Raw genomic sequence first — 22,543 nt, 5'->3', positions numbered from 1 at the left:
ATAATTAACGTGTTATAGTTTCTTTGGTTGAAACACCGTTTACAGACCTATTGATTTTAAGTGGATTCTCATCTCTTAATTCATCTGGCAATAAATTATTTGGCCAGTCTTGAAAACTAATTGGCCTAACCCATCTATTTATAGAATGAATACCAACAGCTCCAAATCTACTGTCCGTTGATGCAGGGTATGGCCCGCCATGTTGTATCGCTGGGCAAACTTCTACACCAGTTGGAACACCATTAAAAATCAACCTTCCAACTTTGCTCTGTAATAAAGCAATAGTCTGTGAAAAGTCTTTGATTTCGTCTTCTTCTGAAATCACAGTTCCTGTCAACTGACCTTCCAAACTATTGATAGCATTTTCTAGTTCTATATTATCTTCACATTGAACAATCATTGAGAATGGTCCAAAAACCTCCCTATGTAGGGATGGGTTAGCTATAAATTCAGCTCCGGAAACGCTTACTACCGCTTGATTCCCAAAATTGTCTTCCCGTTCTTCTTCTGTAGCAACTGTTGAAACACCATTTTGTTCTTGAATAAATGATTTGTTAGTTGAATAATTATTCTTAATTGCAGGATTAAGCATACAAAAAGGTTGAATTTTCAAAATCTCTTTTGCCAATTCATTCATAAAAGTTGTAAGTCCATCACCCCTAATTCCAAATAATAATCCTGGATTGGTACAAAATTGACCTGCCCCCAAGGTAATTGACCCTGCATACGTTTTTGCCCAATTCTTTGTTTTTAACTCTAAAGCCTTAGGAAGCAATACTACTGGGTTAACACTTCCCATTTCAGCAAAAACGGGAATAGGTTCTTCTCTCTCTGTTGCCATATCCAAGAGCGCTCTACCTCCCTTGATACTTCCCGTAAAACCAACAGCTTTGATATTTGGGTGGGAGACCAATTTTTCACCCACCTCAATGCCACTACTGTTTAAATTTGAAAAAATACCATTTGGCATATTCGTTTTTACTACTGCTTTTATGATAGCTGAAGCTACCAACTCTCCTGTACCAGCATGCATGGGGTGACTTTTAACCACCACTGGACACCCAGAAGCTAAAGCACTTGCAGTATCACCACCAGCAGTGGAATATGCTAAAGGAAAGTTGCTTGCACCAAAAACAGCTACAGGACCAAGGGGAATCATCATTTTACGAAGGTCTGGTTTAGGCATTGGAACTCTTTCAGGCAAGGAAGTATCAATTGTAGCTTGAACCCAAGAACCTTCATCTACAAGTGCGGCAAAAGACCTTAATTGTCCTACTGTTCTACCTCTTTCTCCTTTTGCCCTACCCTCGGGAAGTCCAGTCTCTTGGCAATATACCTGCATTAACTCATCACCTAAAGTCTCGATTTCATCTGCAATCTGATTTAAAAAAATTGCCCTTTCTTTTCCTGAAGTATTCTTGTAATCATCAAATGCATCAGTGGCCAAACTAACTGCTTTGTTTATTTCAGAATCTGAAGCTTCATGGAAAGTCCATTCGTTTTCAATATTTAATTTTGGGTTAAATGTTTTAAATGTTTCACTTCCTAAATTGGAAAGTGAATTCCCTATATAGTTCTTTCCTGTAATCATAATGATTTGTAATCTGGTAGATTTGGTCTAGTATTGACACCCTCTTCTATTATTTTTAGTACCTTATCCCTTTCTTTTCCTTGTAAAGGTAATCTAGGTTCGCGCACATACTCTGTACCAATCCCAGTGGCAACTTCTGCTAATTTTATATTCTGAACCAATTGCGGATTAATGTCCAATTCCAACAATGGTAAAAACCATCTGTAAATTTCAATTGCTTCATTAGTCTTTCCCGCTTTTGCCAATCTATAAATGGCTACCGTTTCCCTAGGAAATGCGCAAACTAAACCAGCAATCCATCCATCTGCCCCCATTAGAATACTTTCAAGTGCTAAAGTATCTACTCCAGAAAGAATCTTAAGTCTATTTCCAAATTGGTTTCTAATTCTAGTGATATTAGTAATATCCCTGGTAGATTCCTTGACGGCTTTAATATTGTCCAACTTTAAAAGCTCGCCAAGCATTTCTAGCGTTACCTCAATTTTATAATCTACCGGGTTGTTATAAATCATTATTGGTAAATCTGTACTTTTTGCAACGGCTTCAAAGTAAGTTACAGTTTCATAATCTGTGGCTTTGTAACGCATTGGGGGCAACAACATTAAACCATTTGCCCCATTTTCTTCTGCGTTCTCAGCAGCATTTATAGCATCTTTGGTAGATTGCTCTGCAATATTCATGATAACAGGTATTTCTCCATCAACCAAATCAACTGTTTTTTCCAACAATAATTTTTTCTCTTCCTTGCTCAATGTGCTGGCCTCTCCCAAGGTCCCCCCTAAAACCATTCCATTGACACCAGCATCTAACTGTGCCATAATGCTCTTTGAAAACATATCTAAATCCAAAGTGTCATCCTTAGTAAATTTGGTGGTTATTGCGGGCATGACCCCATCCCAGTTAAAATGCATAAAAAGACTTTTTTAATTCAATCCAAGATACATAAAGCATTTAAAACTAAATCTATTTCTAACCCCCACTTTATTAAACTTTTAGCTATTTTTGGTCAACTTATTTTTAAATTTTTCGAATGAAAAAAATACTTTTAATTACATCGTTAATTATAGCGTCATGTAATTCTTCCCAAAAAACTGTTTCTGATAGCAAAGTAGCTACAGTTAAAAACTCAAACCCTGTTCCTTATGCTGAAAGCATTACTGAAGATGAGTTAAAAGAACATTTGTACATCTATGCTTCTGATGAGTTCGAAGGTCGTGAAACTGGGCAGCCGGGTCAGAAGAAAGCTATCGAATATTTAAAAAAGCAATATGAAGCCATGGGAATTCCAGCGGCACAAACCAACGGGGATTATTTTCAAAAAGTTCCTCTAGAGATAGGCAAAGTACCTACCGGTACTATCACTATTGGTAATGAAGAATTTGAACTTGGTGAAGACATTTTAACCTTTACCTCTGCCCAGGGAAATCATTCTGAGATTGTATATGTTGGATATGGTATAGAAGATGGTGACTATTCTGACTATAAGGGGTTAGACCTTTCTGGAAAAATAGTGTTGATAAACGCTGGTGAGCCAGTTGACGAAAATGGAACTTATCTAATTTCTGGTACGGAGGAGAAATCTGTTTGGAGTAATATGTCAGAAGCAATGGGCAAAAAAACCAAACTTGCTTTTGATAAAGGAGCGGTTGGAGCAATCTACTTTGATGGTCAAAATTATCCGCGTTTTAAGCGCTATTTTGATTACATGAAAACAAATGATTCTGGCAGAATGGGACTTGCTGATGAAACTTCGAATGAGTTTGTAGTTTTAGTTAAAGATAAAGCTGCTAAAGCGTTAAAGAGTGATATTTTAGATGATAACAAACCAGCATCACTATCGGTAAAACTAGGTTTAAGTATTATCAGTGCGAATGATAAAGTTGATTCCGAAAACGTGGCAGCAATAATAAAAGGTTCAGAAAAACCAAATGAATATTTGATTATTTCATCCCACCTTGACCATATAGGTATTACTGCCGATGGACAGATAAACAATGGTGCTGATGATGATGGTTCTGGAAGCGTTGCCCTGTTAGAGATTGCGGAAGCATTTAAAAAAGCAGCCAGTGAAGGAAACGGTCCTAAAAGATCTGTAGTGTTTTTACATGTTACCGGCGAAGAAAAAGGGCTACTTGGTTCGAAATATTACACAGATTTCCAGCCTATCTTTCCGTTAAACCAAACCGTTGCAAATTTAAATATAGACATGATAGGAAGAATAGACCCTAAGAGAGAAGGAGACAGAAACTATGTTTACTTAATTGGTTCGGATAAACTTAGCACAGAACTTCATGAATTGTCTGAGGAAATTAATTCTAAATACACCAATATAGAATTAGATTACAAGTACAATGATGAGAATGATCCCAATCGTTTTTACTATAGAAGCGATCACTATAATTTTGCAAAAAATAATATTCCCATCATTTTTTATTTTAATGGTACCCATGCAGATTATCACAGACCCGGGGACACTCCTGATAAAATTGATTACGATCTATTGGAAAATAGGACACGATTGGTTTTTCATACAGCTTGGGAAGTAGCGAATAGAGCCAATAAGGTGGTTGTAGACAAGGCTACTGCGACAAAATAATCATTAAGAAGTTTTCATGAAAAGAGAAAGCCTCCTAAGAAGGAGGCTTTTCTATGCTAAGGGTGGAAGACCGGGTTCGAACCGGCGACCCTCGGTACCACAAACCGATGCTCTAACCAGCTGAGCTACAACCACCATTTAAACGGATGCAAATGTAATTTTTTTTGTGCTATCATTCAAAATAAAAATAATATTATTACTACGCTAAAGATGATTATCTTAGAGTAATCAAAAACCCTAAATTATTTAGATTGCTAATAGTAAAGTTTAAAAGTAATATTCCTACATACATAACTTTATTAAGTCTAATTGCAGTTTTTCTTTATACACCATTAATTTTTAGCCAACAGAAATTTTCAGATAGTATTCATGGTGTAATAAAAAAGATGAAGAATCAACAAGGTTTTCATTCAACAGATATAAAATATTTGAATTTACTTGGACCATTGGCCGAGAGCTATGTATATCAAAACAAGGACAGTCTATTAAAATACACACAAGAATTAAAAGAACTTAGTATTAAAGCAGAATATAAAAAAGGCATTCTGAATTCAGATTTAATAAGAGCTAGATATGAAGCTTTTAATGGGAATCCAAAAAAAGGAGCTGAAGACGCCCACAATCTATTTAATAAAGCAAAAAATCTGGGTTTAGATAGTTTAGCAATTGAAGCTTTAAATATTGAAGCTGTAGGTTGGTCATCGACTGGGGATTTTCCTAAGGGTTATGTTGCTTTTAAAAAAGCAGAATCCATCGCTGAAAGAATAAATCATCAAACTAAGCTTTTCACGATAAGAATGAATTTAGGTACCAGTTTCTCATTATTAAAAGATTATGATAAAGCACTGGAATATTACATTAAAAACTTAGAATCATTAAAAAATAAAAACCAACAATTTATACAGAAAGCCCAGTTAGAAGCAAATATGAGCTTTCTGTATTGGAAAAATGGCAACTATTCCAAAAGTAAATTTCATAATCTAAATGCAACAAAAGTTTTTGCCTCACAAAAAAATGCCGCATGGGAATCATTTTGTAGGATAACCCTTGGTGGAGTGGCAATCAAGGAAATGGACATTAAAGAAGCTATTTATCAATATTCACTAGCCAAGAATCTATTGAAAAACATGAATGATAAAAAGCGTGAAACTGACGCTAATTTAGGTTTTGCAGAAGCCTATTTAAGCAATAAGAACTTAAAACTATCGGAAGAGTTTTTACATAAAGCTATAGAAATTGCAACTGAAATAGAATATAAAGATGGGTTGTCCCTAGGTCACAATCTTTTGTATCAATTATACCTCTCAAAAGGAGAATTTGAAAAAGCTATAAAAAATTTAGAAATTTCACATAATATTTCAAATTCTTTAAGAGTCCAAGAGAATAAAACTCAGTTTTTAATGCTTGTTGCGCAAACAGAATATGAACGCGAACAAGAAAAACTCAAAATTGAAAGTGATAAAAAATTAACTCAACAAAAAGCAATTAATAGGATAGCAATTTTTGTGTTAATCATCTCATTAATAATCGGAACGCTTATACGTCAAAACTATATCAATCAAAAAAAGGCAAATAAAAAACTTAAGGAAATCAACACTACCAAAGACAAAATATTCTCCATTATAGGACATGACCTAAAAACTCCGCTATCCACACTTAATGAATTACTGGGGTTGTTTGAAAAAAAAGTAATCTCACCAAAAGAAATGGGTGAGCTAACACCAAGAATTCAAAAAAACGTTGATTATACCACCTTTACACTTAATAACCTCCTTTTTTGGGCTCAAAGCCAAATGAACAGTATAATGGCCCATCCTACAGAAGTAGATGTCAAAAAAATTATTGATGAGACCATCTCTGTTTTTGAGACTGAGGCCCATAAAAAGTGCATTGAAATCACAAACTCTGTTACTCAAAAATGTATGGTTAGGTTTGATTGTGAGCATTTGAGGATTATTTTCCGGAACCTTATCAATAATGCCATAAAGTTTACTCCAGAAAACGGTAAGGTTACCATAGGAACTAAAACTAGTGATGAAGAAGTTACAATTACCATCTGCGATACAGGAATTGGCTTTGACAAAAAGTTACTTTCAGAACATTTTACTTCTAGCGTAATGTTTACCACTAAAGGCACTAATAATGAAAAAGGTACAGGTTTAGGACTATCCATTTGTAAAGAATTGGCACAAAAGAACAATAGTCAGATTATGGTAGAACAAAATAAACCCGACGGAAGTTGTCTACTACTTAAAATCCCTACATAGGCCAAATACTGCTAATTTTTTAAAAAACATCGATGAAATGCATGTTTTTTAAGTTAAAACACACAAAATTTCGGAGTTCACAACATTAGTTCGTTGTCTACCTTTTATGTAAAGTACATTTACATAGTTAACCTACTTTAACAATCATGAGCTTCAATTTTCCAAAAATAGTTTGGAATTTACTTTTTAAAACAATCCTATTGGGGCTGGTTTGTACTATTACTATACCTACAATTTGTGCTCAAAATAAAAAAGTTGATAGTCTTACCCAGGTAGTCTACAATCTGCGCCAGAATAATAATTTATTCGAAAAGGATACGGCTTATATAAAACCATATACACAATTAGGAAATGCATACCGGTTTGTAAACTCTGACAGTTTGCTGTTCATAGCCAAAAAATCGCTAAGGTTAAGTAGAGAAATCAACTTTAAATTAGGAATCATTGAAGCTTTGGCCTTACATGGAAATTATTACTCGGATAAGGGTAAAAGTAAAAGAGCCATAGAAAATTATGAAAGAGCCTTAGGTATTCTCGAAATTGACCAGAATAAAAATCAAAGGCTAACTTTGATGAATAGTCTTGCAGGAGAATATGGCTATTTGGGTGATTATTCCAAAGCCTTAAGTGGTTATCTAAGGGGAATAGATTTAGCGACAGAGATGGATAACAAACTACTATTATCCATTATGAATGAAAACATAGCTAATCTATATGCATCACAAAACGATTTTAAGCAAGCAATAGCATTTTATGATAAAGTAATAACTATTAATGAAGAAATAGGTAACGAAATCATTGCAGCAGAAACATTTAGCAATATTGCATTGACATATTCAGAAATGAAAAAGTTTAACTATGCAGCATTTAATATAAATAAGAGTATTGCGACTTTTGAAAAACATCAAATTTTAGACTGGTTGGCATTTGCATATGAGGTAAAAGGTCGAATTTATTTAGATCAAAAAAAATACAAATGGGCATTATATTGGTATGAGCAGAGTAATTTAGTCCACAATAAGATAGATGATGAACGGGGCAAAATTGATATGCTAAATGGTATATCACAAACTTATTTAGGTCTCAAAAAAGATAGTTTAGCCATGGTTTACGCAGAAAAAGGTTTTACCGTTGCCAAAACTATCAGTTCACTTCAAGGTCAAAAAGAATGTGCAAATACATTATATAAAATATATAAAAGAAGTAATGATCATACCAATGCGCTTTCTTACCATGAATTGCATAAAAAACTTTCTGATTCTTTAACCAGAGATGATAATAAGAAGAGTTTATCGTTGTTAAAAGCAAAGTTAGATTACGAAAAACAAAAAGAATTATTAATAGAGAAAAATGATGAAGCTCTTGCCAGACAACGAGTTATTATATATTCAACATTAGCTATATTATTTATCCTTGGAGTAATCATATTCATTGTGGTACGTAGCCAAAAAATGCAAAAGCGATTGAACAAGAAGCTAAACCACAAAACTGTTTTAATACAAAGAAGGGAAATAGAGCTTACCAAAACGAACAAGACAAAAAATAAACTTTTCTCAATAATAGGTCATGATTTACGGGGTCCCGTAGGAGCTTTACAAGAATTATTACGTCTATTCTCCAATGGAGACATAAAAAAAGATGAATTGGATTCTTTTATCCCTAAGTTAAAATCTGATGTTGACAACGTACTTTTTACTCTTAATAACCTATTATCATGGGGACAATCACAAATGAACGGTTCCTCTACCAGGCCAAAGAATTTTACAATTAAGGGTATTGTGGATAGAAATATTAATTTACTTTCCGAAATGGCGCACCATAAATCAATTAAAATGATCAATCATATTGATGATACTCCAATGATATGGGCCGATCAAAACCAGATTGATATTGTCATTAGAAACCTTGTAAGCAATGCTTTGAAATTTACTCCTGAAAACGGTCTGATTACCTTTACAGCTGTGGAAAAAGGAAAATCTTGGCAAATACAGATAAAGGATTCTGGAGTGGGTATGACCCAAGATATACAAGAAAAAATATTCTCAGATTATTCAAATATTACCACATATGGTACCAATAATGAAAAAGGAACAGGTTTAGGCTTATCCCTTTGTAAAGAGATGATTGAAAAAAATAATGGTAAAATCTGGGTGGAAAGTAGAATAAACAAAGGCTCAATCTTTTATTTTACCATTCCAAAAGCTAAGAGTAGCTATCAAAGGGCCAGTTAGACCAAGTCGCTCACACTGTCAACAGCTAAATAGCGCTCAGCGGTAAATCCTTCAGCATATTCCACTCCTACTAACCTTCCCAAATCACGAGCACGATAATTAACACTATCCATAAAGTTTTTACTGCTTATTGGAGTCTCAGGCTCGTTACTTTTTGGGTCATAAAATTGAGTACTATATGCAAGTATTGCTTCTATTTTCTTATCAATAAAATTTGAGACGTCTACGACAAAATCAGGTTCTATATTTTTCCATTGAATGTAGTGATAAACAACTCTTGGTCTCCATGGTTTTTGGGGCTTATCATCTTTGCTGATTTTTGTTTCAATCTTTATCAAGCCACTTAAAAAACAAGCGTCGCTAACCAATTTACTACCTTTTCCATGATCAATATGACGGTCATCAATCGCATTACATAGAATTATTTCTGGACGATATTTTCGTATCATTTTTATCACTTCAATCTGATGCAATCTGTCATTGACAAAAAAACCGTCGGCAAAACCAAGATTTTCACGAATACTGACCCCAAGTATTTTCGCTGCCTTTTCTGCTTCTATATGTCTTGTTTCAGCTGTACCACGGGTACCTAACTCCCCTCTTGTCAAATCAACAATACCTACTTTTTTACCCTTTGCAATTTCTTTTGCTATGGTGGCACCAGCACCAAGCTCCGCATCATCTGGATGTGCTCCAAATACCAATATATCTAACTTCATTATACTAAAACTGATTTTGACTTTATTCTCACCAATGCTTGCTCAATATCATCCATTAAGTCTTCGGTTTCTTCAATTCCTACAGAAAATCGAATCAATCCATCTTTAATCCCTTGCTTTTTTCTGTCATCTGGGCTCATCAATGAGTGAGACGTCAACACTGGTAATAGCATAGTACTTTCTACACCAGCCAAACTCATGGATGGTTTTATTAATTGCAAGGACTTCAAAAACTCCAAAGGATCTAACGCTTCTGCAAGTTCAAAAGATAGCATTCCGCCAAAACCATGCATCTGCTCCTTAGCTAACTTATGGTCTGGATGTGATTCTAAACCTGGGTAATAAACAGCATCCACATCATCTGTTTTCGTTAAAAATTCTGCCAATTTTTGTGCATTCGCATTTTGGGCCTTAACTCTTAGTCCCATAGTTTTTAAACTACGTTCCAATAACCATACGGTCTGGTCGCTTAAACTCCCACCAAAGCAAATTGAAGATTCCCAAATTTTATGAATGTACTCTTTAGAAGCAGCTACAGCGCCAGCGCAAATATCAGAGTGGCCACCCATATATTTTGTTGCACTATGTATGGCCACATCTATTCCAAAATCGATGGGGTTTTGATTGATTGGGCTTGCAAACGTATTATCTATCATTGAGACAATACCATATTTTTCAGCCAGTTGGGCTACACCTCTAACATCGGTTATGGTCAATAAGGGATTAGAAGGTGTTTCTATATAGATTACTTTAGTGTTCGATTTAATTTCCTTTTCAAAATCCGCTATCTCCCAACCTTGGGTAAAAGAAAAGGTAATTCCATATTTTTCTAATTGGGTCACTGCAAAATTATAGGTTCCCCCATACAAGGTCTGTTGCAAAACAATATGGTCACCAGCACTTAGAAAAGCCATTAGAGCATGGCTTATCGCTGCCATACCACTTCCAAAAATAAGTGCGCCCTCAGCATGTTCCAAAGCTGCTATTTTCTTACCCAAAGCTTCTTGATTTGGAGTGTTAAAATATCTGGGGTATCGTTTTACATCAACATTCTCAAAAGCATAAGAAGAAGACATATATATTGGAGAAACTGCTCCTTTAAACTGCTCATCCTTCACTTCCCCAACATGAGTACAGATGGTATTAACCCCTTTAGAACTCTTTTTCATTTCATATTATTTTGAAATCTTAAATTTAGGGAAATCATTTTTAAATCCTTGCGCTGCATAGCTAGCATATTTCGCATTGAAAATCTATACTTGTATGGTTTTCCATCTACCCTTTTTAAACCACATCATAGAAAGTATGGCCAAGAATACTTGGGCAGCAGTAATGGCTATAAACACCCCAACAGCACCAAAATCAAAAGTTAAAGCCAAAAGATATGCCATTGGCAATTGAAACAACCAAAAGCAGATTAGATTTAATCTAGTAGGTGTCCTAGTATCCCCAGACCCATTAAATGCCTGCGTTACTACCATACCATAGGCATAAAATATATATCCCAATGCTATTATTTGTAAACAAAGTGCTCCATTTTCTATCACAGCAGGTGTTGTATTAAACCAACTTACAATTTGCCTTGCAAACACAAGATAAATAAGTGAGACCACTCCCATGAAAATTGCATTATACTTCCCTGTTTTCCAAACAGACGTTTCTGCTCTATCTGGCTGTTTTGCCCCTAAATTCTGACCAACTAGCGTTGCAGCAGCATTACTCATTCCCCAAGATGGCATTAAGGTAAATAGTATAATACGAATGGCAATGGTATAACCAGCCAATACTTCGCTACCAAATTCTGACATAATTCGCATTAAAAAAACCCAACTTGAAGTTCCAATCAAAAACTGTGCAATACCACCCAAAGAAACTTTTACCATATTGAACATCACCTTTATGTTCACTACGATATCTTTTAATACTAGCTTAATCTTACTCCATCCAAAGAATAAAATTCCAAGTTGAAATAAAACTGCTGTTCCTCTCCCGATATTAGTTGCTACTGCTGCTCCCATTACTCCAAGCTCAGGAAAAGGTCCCCATCCAAAAATGAAAAAAGGATCTAGAATAATATTCAGTCCATTTGATAAGATAAGTGCCCACATAGCTATAGAAGCATCTCCAGCACCCCTAAATATGGCATTAATAAGAAATAATAATACAATTGTGATGTTTCCACCGAGAAGCCATTTGGTATAACCAGAACCTTCAGCAATCAAATCAGGTTCAGCTCCCATTAAAGCCAATATTTCTTTATGGAACATGAAACCGATAATACTTACTAAAATGGAAATTAAAATACCCAAAAAAATAGCTTGTACAGCAGCTTCACGTGCCCCTTGAATATCTTTTTCCCCTACTCTTCTTGCTACAATGGCCGTTGCAGCCATACTTAACCCTATAGCAACGGCATAAACGAGGGTAACAACAGATTCTGTAAGGCCAATGGTAGCAACAGCATTCACACTTACTTGGGAAACATAAGCAATGTCTACAAGTGCAAAAATACTCTCCATGAGCATTTCTAAAATCATGGGGATGGAAAGCATAAAAATAGCCTTCCGTATACTGCCCGTAGTAAATTCAGTCTCCTTACCGGTTACGGCAATTATGAAATAATTAAATATTTTTTTTATTGATAATGGTTGAGATGTCATTGTAAATGAAATTATGTTAGAAAAAAAAGAATTGATGCCTATCTTACCGAAGAAGAATTTTTCGGTTACTTAAATCGCCTTTCGGCTATGACATCTATGGTATACATAATTTCTATGACTTCATTGTGTGACAAAGATGAGAAAAATATTTAAAAGTGCAAACCCCAGAATCTATTTAGCATAATTTACGCGATATCTCCAAAGGCTGATACCTCCTAAAACAAAAGCACTGAGAACTATATACCAAACATAATCGGGAGTAATGGCCGCGGCCCCACTTTGTCCATAACTATGAAGACCTACCAGATAATAGTTTACTCCAAAATAGGTCATCATGATACTGAAGTAAGCAATTACACTTAAAAAATTAAATGTCCATCTTCCTCTTAAGCCGGGTACCAAACGTGTATGAATTACAAACGCATATATCATGATAGAGATTAAAGCCCAGGTTTCTTTTGGATCCCATCCCCAATAACGACCCCAACTCTCGTTGGCCCATTGCCCACCGAGAAAATTACCAATGGTCAACATTATTAAGCCCACTGTAATAACTAATTCATTGATTATAGTCAGTTCTTTCAAATTGAGCTCCATGCGTTTTTTATTCTTTTGAGTGGTCAAAATCATCAGAATCATACAAACAACACCCAAAATCATACCTACGGTCAATGGACCATAACTGCCAACAATCACAGAAGTATGTATCATTAACCAGTAACTATCCAAAACAGGAACTAAATTACCAATGGCTGGATCCACCCAATTTCGATGTGCAAAAAATAACAGCATTGAACATACAAAAGCTGCAGCGGACAAGGTCATAATACTTTTTCTTATGAACAACATGCCCATTCCCATAGTTGCCCAGGCCACAAACAACATACTTTCATAGGCATCACTCCAAGGTGCATGTCCCGAGATGTACCAACGAAGAATTAAGCCTGCAGTATGCCACATAAATAAAATGATGATTGTTCCTTTGAGAACATAGGAAGCTGCTTTCCAAATTTCACGGTCTTTAAAAATCTGAAAGACTAAAACAAAAAATAGTACCACACCGACAACCGCATAAAGACGATATAACAAATTGAAAATTCCCAATTTGTTGTAGATCACTTCTGTGTTGATTTTTGCTTCCGAAGGTAGAACTTCACTGCCGTGGTTTTGTTGATTCTTTTTAAAGGCAGCCAATAACTTATCTGCTTCCGAGTAATCACCAGTATTTAAAGCTTTTCGAAGTGACATCAAATAATACGGTATCGCATTTTTAATAAAATTACCATATAAGGAATCAGAAACTTGATATTGCCCCCCACGATATTCTACCGCAGATATCCACTTGTTGTTCTCATCATTCAACAATGGAAAAATTTTAACTATTCTTCCGCTTAAAGCTTGATCCAAAAGACTCAAACGAATATTAGCATCTTTTAAATCCTGTTGAAATTTATTCGGGGCAAGTGCCTTGGTCGCATCATCTAAAAACCTTCCTAATTTGTATTCACCCTTTTCATTGAAAAAATCAGTTGCTTTTACGAACTCTTGCCCTTTTGGTATCCCTAAAACATTCCGAATACTATCATTCTTTCCTTTCTTATCTACCGCGATGAATTCCGCATTGTACCAAGCGGGAGGGTTAAGCATCATAGATAAAAATACCTGATCAGAGTTCATTTCTTGAAACTTGTCCTTCAGGCTCAGCTTTCGTAGCAACTCTGAAGAAAAGGTATTAATGGGTTTCATGCGCCCCCCATCATCTTGTATCACTAGTTTTCCAAAAGCCTCTGCATGCTCTTTTGCTACTATGGTCGTTTGTAAAATAGAATCTATTTGTGCCTGCGTAGGTTCAAGACTGGAATGGTCGTGCCCATCATCGGCCGTATGATTCTGCGCAAAGATATTTCCGGCAAAAGCCAAAATAAAAATTGCTGCAAGCCCATTCTTTTTGGATTTTACCTTATCAAGTGCCTTGGTCAAATCTTTGAAGCGAGTTTTTCCGAAGAACATAATTCCCATTAAACCAATATACAGCAGAAAGTACCCAATATAGGTAACCCAAGTACCCCATTGGTCATGATTTACTGAAAGTACGGTTCCTTTTTCATCTGGGGAAAAACTGGCTTGAAAGAAACGATAGCCTTTATGATCCAAAATATTATTCATGAAAATATCATAGTCAAAAGGTCTTTCATCCTCTACCGTAACTTTACTCATAAAAGAAGCATAGCCAGCTTCAGTACCCGGGTACTTCTCTGCAATAAAATCATTAAGCTTTATACTAAAAGGAAGTTCATAAACTTTAGATCCATAGCGTAGTGCAAAATCTAACCCTCCAACTGAAAATTTATCACTGAACTCTGATTGTCCTTTACTACCTAGCAACTTCTTTTCAACGGTTTCCCCGTTAGATGTTACCGAGATAACAAGTGCATCTTGAGTTTGCTCCGTAATTTCTTCTTTTGGAACTTTAACTATACCATATTTTCCTTTAACCAAGGGTTCCGGTATTACAAACTGCATCCCGGCCATTGTATAAAGTGAACGTAACTGAAGTGTTTCCAAACTATCTTTGGATACAGCACCTTTAAACTGGTCTGCCATGCGCATAAATGCACCATCAAAAGGTGATTTTATGGTATATGTACTATCTGAAGAAAAGATATTGATAGCACCATCGGTTTCTTTATTTAATGCAAAAAGTACATTGTGAATACTGGTAATTTGCCCACTTTCTAAATAGTGTTCATGACGCTGACCATCCCCAGCTTCAACAATCTTAAGGTATTGATTGCCTGTTTCGTCTAAAATTAAACCTTCTTTGGCACCATCTATAAAATCTGAAAATGTAATCGAAAATGGTTGCCCATTAAAGTCATCCCTCCAAGGTAAACTAGAGCGCTTACCTTCTGCGGTGACCAGAATATCATCCTCTAATATTTTTCTTCTTGTTTCACCCTCAATTTCCCCATCTATGTAAACAGTTAAATAAGTTTTATCTGAATAAAAAACTTTCTCTGCATCGCCTTCCCGGATAGGCATCATTCCCTCAAAACTTAAATATCTGGTGATTCCTGCCCCAATTATGATAAGTATCCAAGATAAGTGAAGGATTAGGACGGGCCACTTTTTCCATTGCAATAAATTGTATCTAAAAATGTTGCCCACAAAGTTGATTACAAAAAACACCATAATCACCTCAAACCAAGTGGCATTATAGATATAGATTCTTGCGGTTTCAGTGCTATACCAACTTTCCAAAAATGTACCCACAGCCATCGCGACAGCAAAAATCAAGAAAAGAACTGCCATTAAACGTGTGGAAAAAAGAGTTTTCTTGAGCAACTGGAGCATATAATCCTTCTTTGGCATGCAAAAGTACGGCGTTTTTACATTTTGAAAATGAACTTGCCACATTAAATAGTTCAACAAAATTGTTAATTATTTCTCAATAAATCAGCACTGTTAAATTTGTACTTTTGGGCATGTTTTCAATTGTACTCCTAGGAACAGGCAACGTAGCTCATCATTTATTCGATATTTTTCAACTCCAAAAAGATATTCAGGTAAAACAAGTTTTTGGTCGTAGTTCCAACGCCCTTTCACATTTTAGTATAAAATGCGATACTACTACCAATACCAAACACATAATAGATGCCGATATCTATATTATCGCAGTAAGCGATTCATCTATTGCTAAGGTCTCAGAATTACTTTTAGATAAAAATGGGTTGGTTGTACACACGTCTGGCAGTGTTCCCATGAATGCAATAAAATCCAAAGACAGAGGTGTTTTTTACCCTTTACAAACCTTTACAAAAGATAAGAAAGTAGATTTTTCAGAAATACCAATTTGTGTTGAAGCCAATAGCGATAAAGATTTAAAAACTTTAAAATTGCTTGCCGGAAAAATATCGAGTTCCATAAATGAGATATCATCCTTGAAAAGAAAAAAACTTCATTTGGCAGCGGTTTTTGCCAATAATTTTACAAATCATATGTATAGTATTGCCAGTGAAATTTGTGCGGAAGAAAACCTTCCATTTGACTTATTAAAGTCCTTAATTGAAGAAACCACGGATAAATTACGATTTTTGAGCCCTGGAGAAGCGCAAACTGGACCAGCCAAACGAAATGATGTTTTTACTATGAAAAACCATTTACAAGAGTTGGCAAATCCAATGCATAAAAAATTATACCAACTACTAAGCGAATCAATCAAATCCTGATATGAAAAAGAATTATAAAGAATACCTCAACCAAATAACCACCTTTATTTTTGATGTAGACGGTGTTTTTACAGATGGCACTTTACTCATAACTTCAAAAGGGGAAATGCTCCGTAAAATGAACGTAAAGGATGGTTATGCCCTAAAAACTGCACTGCAAAAAGGATATAATGTTTGTATTATTTCTGGAGGAACAAATGAAGGGGTAAGAAATAGATTCAAAGCACTTGGAGTTACAGATATTTATCTTGGTGCCCACCACAAGCAAGACCAGCTTGATGAATATATGGACATTTATAATATAAAGGCAGAAAATGTGGTGTATATGGGTGATGATATACCGGATATACCTCCAATGAAAATGGTCCAATTGGCTACATGCCCGCAAAATGCCATAGCAGAGGTAAAATCTATTTGTGATTATGTATCGCATAAAAATGGTGGAGAAGGCTGTGTGCGTGATATTATCGAGCAAGTATTAAAGGTTAGAGGGGATTGGAACTCAAATTTTAGTGCGGCAAATGACTAAAAACCCACTCGTAGAAAAACTACAGAACCACAAATTAATCTTAGCATCGGGGTCTCCACGAAGAAAAAAATTCTTTGAAGACTTGGGGGTTCATTTTGAGGTTAGAATTAAACCAGTAGAAGAAGTATATCCAAAAGAACTTAAAGCGAAGGAAATTGCTATGTATTTAGCGGAATTAAAAGCATCTGTTTTTAAAGATGAACTTGTGCCTAACGAGATTTTGATTACTTCTGATACTGTGGTATGGTCTGATAATGAGTCTCTAGCAAAAGCTAATGACAAAAGTGAGGCCGTAAAAATGCTTAAAAAATTATCTGGCCAATGGCATGACGTTATAACAGCTGTATGCTTTACTACTACCACAAGTCAAAAGATAGTAAGCGCAAATACCAAGGTTAAGCTATCCGAGTTAACTTCTAACGAAATAAATTACTACATAGAAACTTTTAAACCCTATGATAAAGCGGGTGCCTATGGAATTCAAGAATGGTTGGGTACCATTGGGATAGAAGAAATACAAGGGTCCTACAATAATGTGGTTGGACTACCTACACATTTGGTTTACAAAACCTTGTCCAATCTTTAAAAATATCATAAAGTATTCTTTTTATTTTGTTAATTAGAAAGGTTTCTTGTTTGTAATCCTATTACCTTCATTTGCAAAATTTAAGAAATGAAAGTTCTGTTTTTCTCATTTTTAACCTTATTGGCAGCTATGTGCAGTGGTGGCAATAGTGCTTCCGTAAATGAATCTACCACTGCGGATTATGAAACGGTTTCCAAAGTTGAAAGCGCAACGCCAACTGAAATCGATGATACAGCCAACCGAAAAATGATTTGGAAGGGAAACCTTGAAATTAAAGTAGATAATGTAGATGAAACCACTAGAAAAGTCAATGAAATTTGTGCTCAATATGGTGCTTTTGTATCTGGGATGGAACTGAACAATTCTAATTATGAAATTTCAAATAGAATCACGTTAAGGGTTGAAAGCAAGAACTTTACACAATTAATTGAAACCATTAAATCCGAAGCAACCTATGTGAAAAATGTAACCATATCCTCAAATGACGTTACCGAAAAATTTATTGATGTTGAAAGTAGGTTAAAAACCAAAAAAGAGGTGCGACAGCGCTATATTGATATATTAAAAAACAAAACTGGTAAAATATCCGAAGTACTCGAAGCAGAAGAAGCGATTAGAAAAATAACTGAGGAAATTGAAGCGAAAGAAGGCCAATTACGATATTTACAAGACCAAGTAAAATATAGCACCCTTACGTTACGATTGTACGAAAAAGTAACTTTCAGTGAAGAACCTGAAGCTTACGAAAAATCATTCGGCAGTAAGTCATTGCAGGCTTTAAAAAATGGTTGGAACATTGTTAAGACTCTAATCTTGGTCTTTATCAATATCTGGCCTTTTATATTGATTGCCGCACTGTTAATTTGGCGCTGGAAATGGATAATATCCAAGTTAAATCGAAAAAGATAAGTTTTGATTTAAACTACTCCTATTTCAATTAGTTTACAAAACGTTAATGGACATGGTTGACTAAGGATTCTTAGTTAATTTTGATAAAAACCATCCTTAGTATGAAAAAGTGGATACGATTTGAACTTGCAATAGTACTATTTGTAACTACAGTCTCTCTTTTTGAAAGCTGTAAAGAAAAAAATACTTCTAATTCCAATGAGTTAGCTTTCAACTCAGAAGAAGTCATAGAAGAAAAAGCTCCAGTAAAACCCCTAACAGAAGAATTTAAAAAATACTGGTATGCTGGAGAAGCAGAGATAACCTCTTATAAATTAGAGCAAGCCAGATATGGTGAAGTAAGGGAAGGTACCTCCGTACTTATTTACGTTACAGAACCTTTTTTACCAGAGGTACAGGTGAAAGCAGACAGAAGTAATGCTACAAATGTTCCTGTTTTAAAATTGAATGCCACAAAGAAATATTTAACTGGTATTTACCCCTACTCTATTATGAGCAGCACTTTTTATCCTGTTTCTGACAATCAACACGCCATTAAGACAAGTCTGTCTGTGCAAGAATGGTGTGGACACGTATATTCACAATTGAACAATAGGGAACAATTTGAATTTACTTCACATTCCTATTTTGAAGGTGAGGCAGACCAAAATCTTAAATTGGATAAGGCAATTCTAGAAAATGAAATCTGGAACAAAATCAGAATAAATCCAAGTGGTTTGCCAACTGGAAAAATCAATATCGTTCCATCACTTGAATTTTTCAGAACAAAACATCAGGATATCGGGGCTTTACCAGCAGAGGCTAGTATACAAATAAACGATGGTATCACTTCTTATACCATTGATTATGGTTCAGATGTTAGAAAATTGGTGATTAATTTCACTACGGATTTTCCACATACCGTAGAAAGCTGGAAAGAAGAGTTTAAAAGTGGTTATGGTCCAAATGCCAAATTATTGACCTCTTCTGGAACCAAATTGAAAAGTCTTAAAACACCATACTGGAGGCAAAATTCAAATAAATATCTTGGGCTCAGAGATAGCCTTGGTCTATGATAGCACTTCAAGATTTTATAAATGACTACCAAAGTGAATTAATTGGTACGTTAATAGGGTTTGCGGTTTTTCTCATTTTACGGTTTTTAGCTGTAAAAACTATTCGCCGTGTTGGTAGAATCAGTGATATTAACCAGGTACGCACAGTTTTGGTAGGTAGATATATCACATTTGCCCTATTTATTCTCCTTTTGATTTCGTTATTATTTATTTGGAAGGTTAACTTTAAGGAACTAGGCCTTATTGTTTCTTCAGTCTTTGCAGTCATCGGCGTTGCACTGTTCGCAACATGGTCTATCTTGAGCAATGTTACTGCTGGTATTATTTTATTCTTTTATTTTCCGTTCAAGATTGGAGACCGAATTAGAATACTTGACAAAGATTTCCCCGAAGAGGCTATTATTATTGATATTCAAGCTTTTACGGTAAATCTAAAAAAAGATAATGGGGAGTTATTAACTTATCCCAATAATCTGTTGCTACAAAAAGGCGTAGTACTTATTCAAAAAGAAGTTGCCACTGGTGAAGACTTGGAGCAACATTTTTAGCCTGTTAAAGAAGTTCTAAATCTAAAGTTCTAGGCAGCTAATCTTTCTATATTTGGTGTTAACTAAATAACCAATTATGCATTTTCCAAAGGCTTTTGTAATTGCCTGCCTATTATTATGTTTTAATATTAAAGGCCAGTCTCCTAAAAAGCTATCCTCAGCAGCTATTCACCATGAAATTGAAAAACTTAATTTTTTGGGTGCTGCATTATATGTAGCTGCCCATCCGGATGATGAAAATACCCGTTTAATTTCTTACCTGGCTAATCATGTAAAAGCAAGAACCACTTATTTATCATTGACAAGAGGTGATGGTGGGCAGAATTTAATTGGTGCAGAACTTAGAGAACTGCTTGGAGTCCTAAGAACGCAAGAATTACTTGCGGCGAGAAGAGTTGATGGTGGTGAACAAAGATTCTCAAGAGCCAATGATTTTGGGTATTCCAAACACCCGGATGAAACCTTACAGATTTGGAATAAGGAAAAAGTACTCGGAGATGTGGTTTGGGCAATTAGAACCTTGAAACCAGATATTATTATAAACCGATTTGACCACAGAACTCCAGGAAGCAGCCATGGACACCATACTTCATCTGCAATGTTAAGTTTTGAGGCTTTTGATATGATAAACAATCCCAATGCATATCCTGAACAATTGACCAGTACAAAATTATGGCAACCAAAACGTCTGTATTTTAATACTAACTGGTGGTTTTATGGGAGTCGGGAAAATTTTGAAAAAGCAGATAAATCAAACATGTCCAAGCTAGATGTTGGTGTGTATTACCCTAATCTTGGTATCTCTAACAATGAGATTGCGGCTTTGGCAAGTAGCCAACATTTATGCCAAGGTTTCGGTCGTATATCGAGCCGAGGGACCCAAGAAGAGTATGTAGAATATCTAAAGGGGGATATAGCAAAAAATAAGAATGATTTATTTGATGGAATCAACACAACATGGTCCAGGGTTTCAGGTGGCAAAGCAGTTGGTGAAATCCTGTATGAAGTAGAAAATAATTTCAATTTTAAAAATCCGTCTGTACATATTCCAAATTTGGTTGAAGCATATGCAAGACTTCAAAAAATAGAAGATGAGCACTGGAGAAACTTAAAATCTAAACACTTAGAAGAAATAATTCTAGCCTGTGCGGGAATCTACCTGGAAGCTAATGCCAATAGTTACTCAGCAGTACCAGGAGAAAATGTAAAAGTTAGGATTGAAGCTTTAAATAGAAGTAACTCGTCGATAAAGTTAAAATCAGTTGATATTCAAGGAACTGGTGCCGTAGTAAATCCTAACATTGATTTACAGGAAAACAAAAGGGAAAATTTAGAATTGGAATTTAAGGTTAATGAAAATGCCAATACCTCAAATGCCTATTGGTTGAATGAAAAAGGAACTTTGGGTATGTATAGTGTAAAAGATGATTCCTTAATTGGGAAACCAGAAACTCCATCAGCATTTATTGCAAATTTTGAATTGGATTTTGGTGGCACAATCATAGACTTCAAAAAACCTGTTGTTCACCACTATTCAAAACCAGATAAGGGTGAAATCTATGAGCCATTTATGGTACTTCCACAAGTTAGTGCAAGTTTTAAGGATGATGTTCTATTATTTTCAGATAGTAATACCAAAGAAATCATTGTTGAAATTAGGGCGGGTAAAAATGATATTAATGGTACAGTTTCCTTAAACCATCCCAAAGGTTGGAGCGTAAATCCATCTTCGGTGGATTTTTCAATTAAGCAGAAAAACGATATCCAAAGTGTTACTTTTAGCTTAACTCCACCAGAAGGGGAAAGTGAAGGTATTATTTCTCCATCCATCAGCATAGATGAAAAAATCTATACAAAAAAACTAGTTGAAATCAACTACGACCATGTTCCAAAACAATCCATTTTACTTCCTTCAGAAGCTAAGGTAGTACGCTTAGACATTAAAAAGAGTGGAAATAATATTGGCTATATCGTGGGCGCGGGTGATAATGTTCCTGAGAGCCTTCAACAAATAGGCTATACTGTTGAAACTATAGATGTTCCAAGCATTCAAGAAGGGTCACTAGCCAAATATGATGGTGTTGTTCTTGGGATAAGGGCCTACAACGTCATCGAAGAACTTAAATTTAAGCAAGCCTATCTGCTTGATTATGTGAAAAATGGAGGTAATTTAATTGTTCAGTACAATACTGCTGGGCGTTGGCGTGACCAGTTCAAAAACATAGCCCCCTACCCTATAACAATTTCTAGGGATAGGGTAACCGATGAAAATGCTAAGGTTGAAATTCTTGCAAAGAACCATTCTTTAATTAATTTTCCCAATACCATCACAGAAAAAGATTTTGGAGGTTGGGTACAAGAACGTGGATTATACTTCCCAAATGAATGGAGTAAGGAATTTACCCCTATCTTGTCCATGAATGATAAAGGAGAAAATAAGAAAACAGGAAGTCTTTTGGTAGCACAATACGGAAAAGGCCATTACATCTATACAGGACTAAGTTTTTTTAGAGAATTACCTGCTGGAGTACCAGGCGCCTATAAACTATTTGCCAATATGTTATCAATAGGAAAAGAAAACCTAAAAGCAGTAAATGGAGCCAAAGGAAAATAGTGAAGAGCC

Annotated in this window: 16 protein-coding genes and 1 tRNA gene; 10 read left to right on the top strand and 7 right to left on the bottom strand. The window is 35.4% G+C overall.

The window, feature by feature from the left end:
• Window positions 1-4 precede the first annotated feature (4 nt).
• Together AACP56_RS00145 and AACP56_RS00140 are read right to left on the bottom strand one after the other, a co-directional pair.
• Window positions 5-1,591, bottom strand: coding sequence for an aldehyde dehydrogenase (NADP(+)) (locus AACP56_RS00145; protein WP_339334742.1), 1,587 nt, complete (start codon window positions 1,589-1,591; stop codon window positions 5-7).
• Window positions 1,588-2,502, bottom strand: a complete 915-nt coding sequence (locus AACP56_RS00140) for a dihydrodipicolinate synthase family protein (RefSeq protein ID WP_339334744.1) — start codon at window positions 2,500-2,502, stop codon at window positions 1,588-1,590. The genes AACP56_RS00145 and AACP56_RS00140 overlap by 4 nt, the downstream gene beginning before the upstream one ends.
• A gap of 119 nt (window positions 2,503-2,621) precedes the next feature.
• Here AACP56_RS00140 and AACP56_RS00135 point away from each other — a divergent pair, with 119 nt between their 5' ends.
• The gene (locus tag AACP56_RS00135; RefSeq protein WP_339334746.1) at window positions 2,622-4,187 is read left to right on the top strand and encodes a M28 family peptidase; all 1,566 of its coding nucleotides are present in this window, start codon (window positions 2,622-2,624) and stop codon (window positions 4,185-4,187) included.
• Between the two features lie 60 nt (window positions 4,188-4,247).
• Here AACP56_RS00135 and AACP56_RS00130 read toward each other — a convergent pair.
• A tRNA-His gene (locus AACP56_RS00130) sits at window positions 4,248-4,323 on the bottom strand.
• A 250-nt stretch (window positions 4,324-4,573) separates the two neighbouring features.
• Between AACP56_RS00130 and AACP56_RS00125 the strand changes: the two genes are divergently transcribed.
• Entirely contained in the window at window positions 4,574-6,454 is a 1,881-nt protein-coding gene (locus tag AACP56_RS00125; RefSeq protein ID WP_339334748.1) for a tetratricopeptide repeat-containing sensor histidine kinase, read from the top strand.
• Between the two features lie 146 nt (window positions 6,455-6,600).
• On the top strand, window positions 6,601-8,685 hold the full coding sequence (locus AACP56_RS00120) for a tetratricopeptide repeat-containing sensor histidine kinase (protein ID WP_339334750.1): 2,085 nt from the start codon (window positions 6,601-6,603) through the stop codon (window positions 8,683-8,685).
• Here AACP56_RS00120 and bshB1 read toward each other — a convergent pair.
• The 4 genes from bshB1 to ccsA all read right to left on the bottom strand — a co-directional run bounded on the left by bshB1 (window position 8,682) and on the right by ccsA (window position 15,418).
• Entirely contained in the window at window positions 8,682-9,404 is a 723-nt protein-coding gene (gene bshB1 / locus AACP56_RS00115; RefSeq protein ID WP_339334752.1) for a bacillithiol biosynthesis deacetylase BshB1, read from the bottom strand. The two genes, AACP56_RS00120 and bshB1, sit on opposite strands and share 4 nt — an antisense overlap.
• Window positions 9,404-10,573, bottom strand: a complete 1,170-nt coding sequence (locus AACP56_RS00110; protein WP_339334754.1) for a trans-sulfuration enzyme family protein — start codon at window positions 10,571-10,573, stop codon at window positions 9,404-9,406. Before AACP56_RS00110 ends, bshB1 begins: the two co-directional genes overlap by 1 nt.
• An 84-nt stretch (window positions 10,574-10,657) precedes the next feature.
• Window positions 10,658-12,064: an MATE family efflux transporter gene (locus AACP56_RS00105; protein ID WP_339334756.1), complete on the bottom strand. Its 1,407-nt coding sequence runs from the start codon at window positions 12,062-12,064 to the stop codon at window positions 10,658-10,660.
• Window positions 12,065-12,235: 171 nt separating this feature from the next.
• Complete coding sequence (ccsA, locus tag AACP56_RS00100; protein ID WP_339335482.1) at window positions 12,236-15,418, bottom strand: cytochrome c biogenesis protein; 3,183 nt, start codon at window positions 15,416-15,418, stop codon at window positions 12,236-12,238.
• A gap of 131 nt (window positions 15,419-15,549) precedes the next feature.
• On the opposite strand from ccsA, the gene AACP56_RS00095 reads away from it, so the two are divergent.
• The 7 genes from AACP56_RS00095 (at window position 15,550) to AACP56_RS00065 (ending at window position 22,534) form a co-directional block, all read left to right on the top strand.
• A complete protein-coding gene (locus tag AACP56_RS00095) occupies window positions 15,550-16,293 on the top strand; it encodes a Rossmann-like and DUF2520 domain-containing protein (RefSeq protein ID WP_339334758.1) in 744 nt (247 codons plus the stop codon).
• 1 nt (window position 16,294) lies between these two features.
• Window positions 16,295-16,822: a KdsC family phosphatase gene (locus AACP56_RS00090; RefSeq protein ID WP_339334760.1), complete on the top strand. Its 528-nt coding sequence runs from the start codon at window positions 16,295-16,297 to the stop codon at window positions 16,820-16,822.
• Window positions 16,815-17,408, top strand: a complete 594-nt coding sequence (locus AACP56_RS00085; RefSeq protein ID WP_339334762.1) for a Maf family nucleotide pyrophosphatase — start codon at window positions 16,815-16,817, stop codon at window positions 17,406-17,408. The genes AACP56_RS00090 and AACP56_RS00085 overlap by 8 nt, the downstream gene beginning before the upstream one ends.
• An 87-nt stretch (window positions 17,409-17,495) precedes the next feature.
• Entirely contained in the window at window positions 17,496-18,317 is an 822-nt protein-coding gene (locus AACP56_RS00080; protein ID WP_339334764.1) for a DUF4349 domain-containing protein, read from the top strand.
• A gap of 101 nt (window positions 18,318-18,418) precedes the next feature.
• Window positions 18,419-19,372: a septum formation inhibitor Maf gene (locus tag AACP56_RS00075; RefSeq protein ID WP_339334766.1), complete on the top strand. Its 954-nt coding sequence runs from the start codon at window positions 18,419-18,421 to the stop codon at window positions 19,370-19,372.
• Window positions 19,369-19,920 (top strand): mechanosensitive ion channel domain-containing protein, encoded by a 552-nt coding sequence (locus AACP56_RS00070; protein ID WP_339334768.1) that lies wholly within the window; start codon window positions 19,369-19,371, stop codon window positions 19,918-19,920. Before AACP56_RS00075 ends, AACP56_RS00070 begins: the two co-directional genes overlap by 4 nt.
• Window positions 19,921-19,996: 76 nt before the next feature.
• A complete protein-coding gene (locus AACP56_RS00065) occupies window positions 19,997-22,534 on the top strand; it encodes a PIG-L family deacetylase (protein WP_339334770.1) in 2,538 nt (845 codons plus the stop codon).
• The last annotated feature ends 9 nt before the right edge of the window (window positions 22,535-22,543 follow it).

Source organism: Croceitalea sp. MTPC6 (assembly GCF_036985525.1).
GTDB lineage: Bacteria > Bacteroidota > Bacteroidia > Flavobacteriales > Flavobacteriaceae > Croceitalea.
This window is presented reverse-complemented; position numbering and strand designations above follow the sequence as displayed.

Excerpts from the sequence above, each read along its gene's own strand:
- AACP56_RS00125 (WP_339334748.1), top strand. The coding sequence starts at position 4,574 with ATGAAGAATCAACAAGGTTTTCATTCAACAGATATAAAATATTTGAAT.
- AACP56_RS00065 (WP_339334770.1), top strand. The coding sequence starts at position 19,997 with ATGCATTTTCCAAAGGCTTTTGTAATTGCCTGCCTATTATTATGTTTT.
- AACP56_RS00140 (WP_339334744.1), bottom strand. The coding sequence starts at position 2,502 with ATGCATTTTAACTGGGATGGGGTCATGCCCGCAATAACCACCAAATTT.
- AACP56_RS00070 (WP_339334768.1), top strand. The coding sequence starts at position 19,369 with ATGATAGCACTTCAAGATTTTATAAATGACTACCAAAGTGAATTAATT.
- AACP56_RS00085 (WP_339334762.1), top strand. The coding sequence starts at position 16,815 with ATGACTAAAAACCCACTCGTAGAAAAACTACAGAACCACAAATTAATC.
- AACP56_RS00135 (WP_339334746.1), top strand. The coding sequence starts at position 2,622 with ATGAAAAAAATACTTTTAATTACATCGTTAATTATAGCGTCATGTAAT.
- AACP56_RS00095 (WP_339334758.1), top strand. The coding sequence starts at position 15,550 with ATGTTTTCAATTGTACTCCTAGGAACAGGCAACGTAGCTCATCATTTA.
- bshB1 (WP_339334752.1), bottom strand. The coding sequence starts at position 9,404 with ATGAAGTTAGATATATTGGTATTTGGAGCACATCCAGATGATGCGGAG.
- ccsA (WP_339335482.1), bottom strand. The coding sequence starts at position 15,418 with ATGCTCCAGTTGCTCAAGAAAACTCTTTTTTCCACACGTTTAATGGCA.
- AACP56_RS00090 (WP_339334760.1), top strand. The coding sequence starts at position 16,295 with ATGAAAAAGAATTATAAAGAATACCTCAACCAAATAACCACCTTTATT.
- AACP56_RS00120 (WP_339334750.1), top strand. The coding sequence starts at position 6,601 with ATGAGCTTCAATTTTCCAAAAATAGTTTGGAATTTACTTTTTAAAACA.
- AACP56_RS00145 (WP_339334742.1), bottom strand. The coding sequence starts at position 1,591 with ATGATTACAGGAAAGAACTATATAGGGAATTCACTTTCCAATTTAGGA.
- AACP56_RS00075 (WP_339334766.1), top strand. The coding sequence starts at position 18,419 with ATGAAAAAGTGGATACGATTTGAACTTGCAATAGTACTATTTGTAACT.
- AACP56_RS00080 (WP_339334764.1), top strand. The coding sequence starts at position 17,496 with ATGAAAGTTCTGTTTTTCTCATTTTTAACCTTATTGGCAGCTATGTGC.
- AACP56_RS00110 (WP_339334754.1), bottom strand. The coding sequence starts at position 10,573 with ATGAAAAAGAGTTCTAAAGGGGTTAATACCATCTGTACTCATGTTGGG.
- AACP56_RS00105 (WP_339334756.1), bottom strand. The coding sequence starts at position 12,064 with ATGACATCTCAACCATTATCAATAAAAAAAATATTTAATTATTTCATA.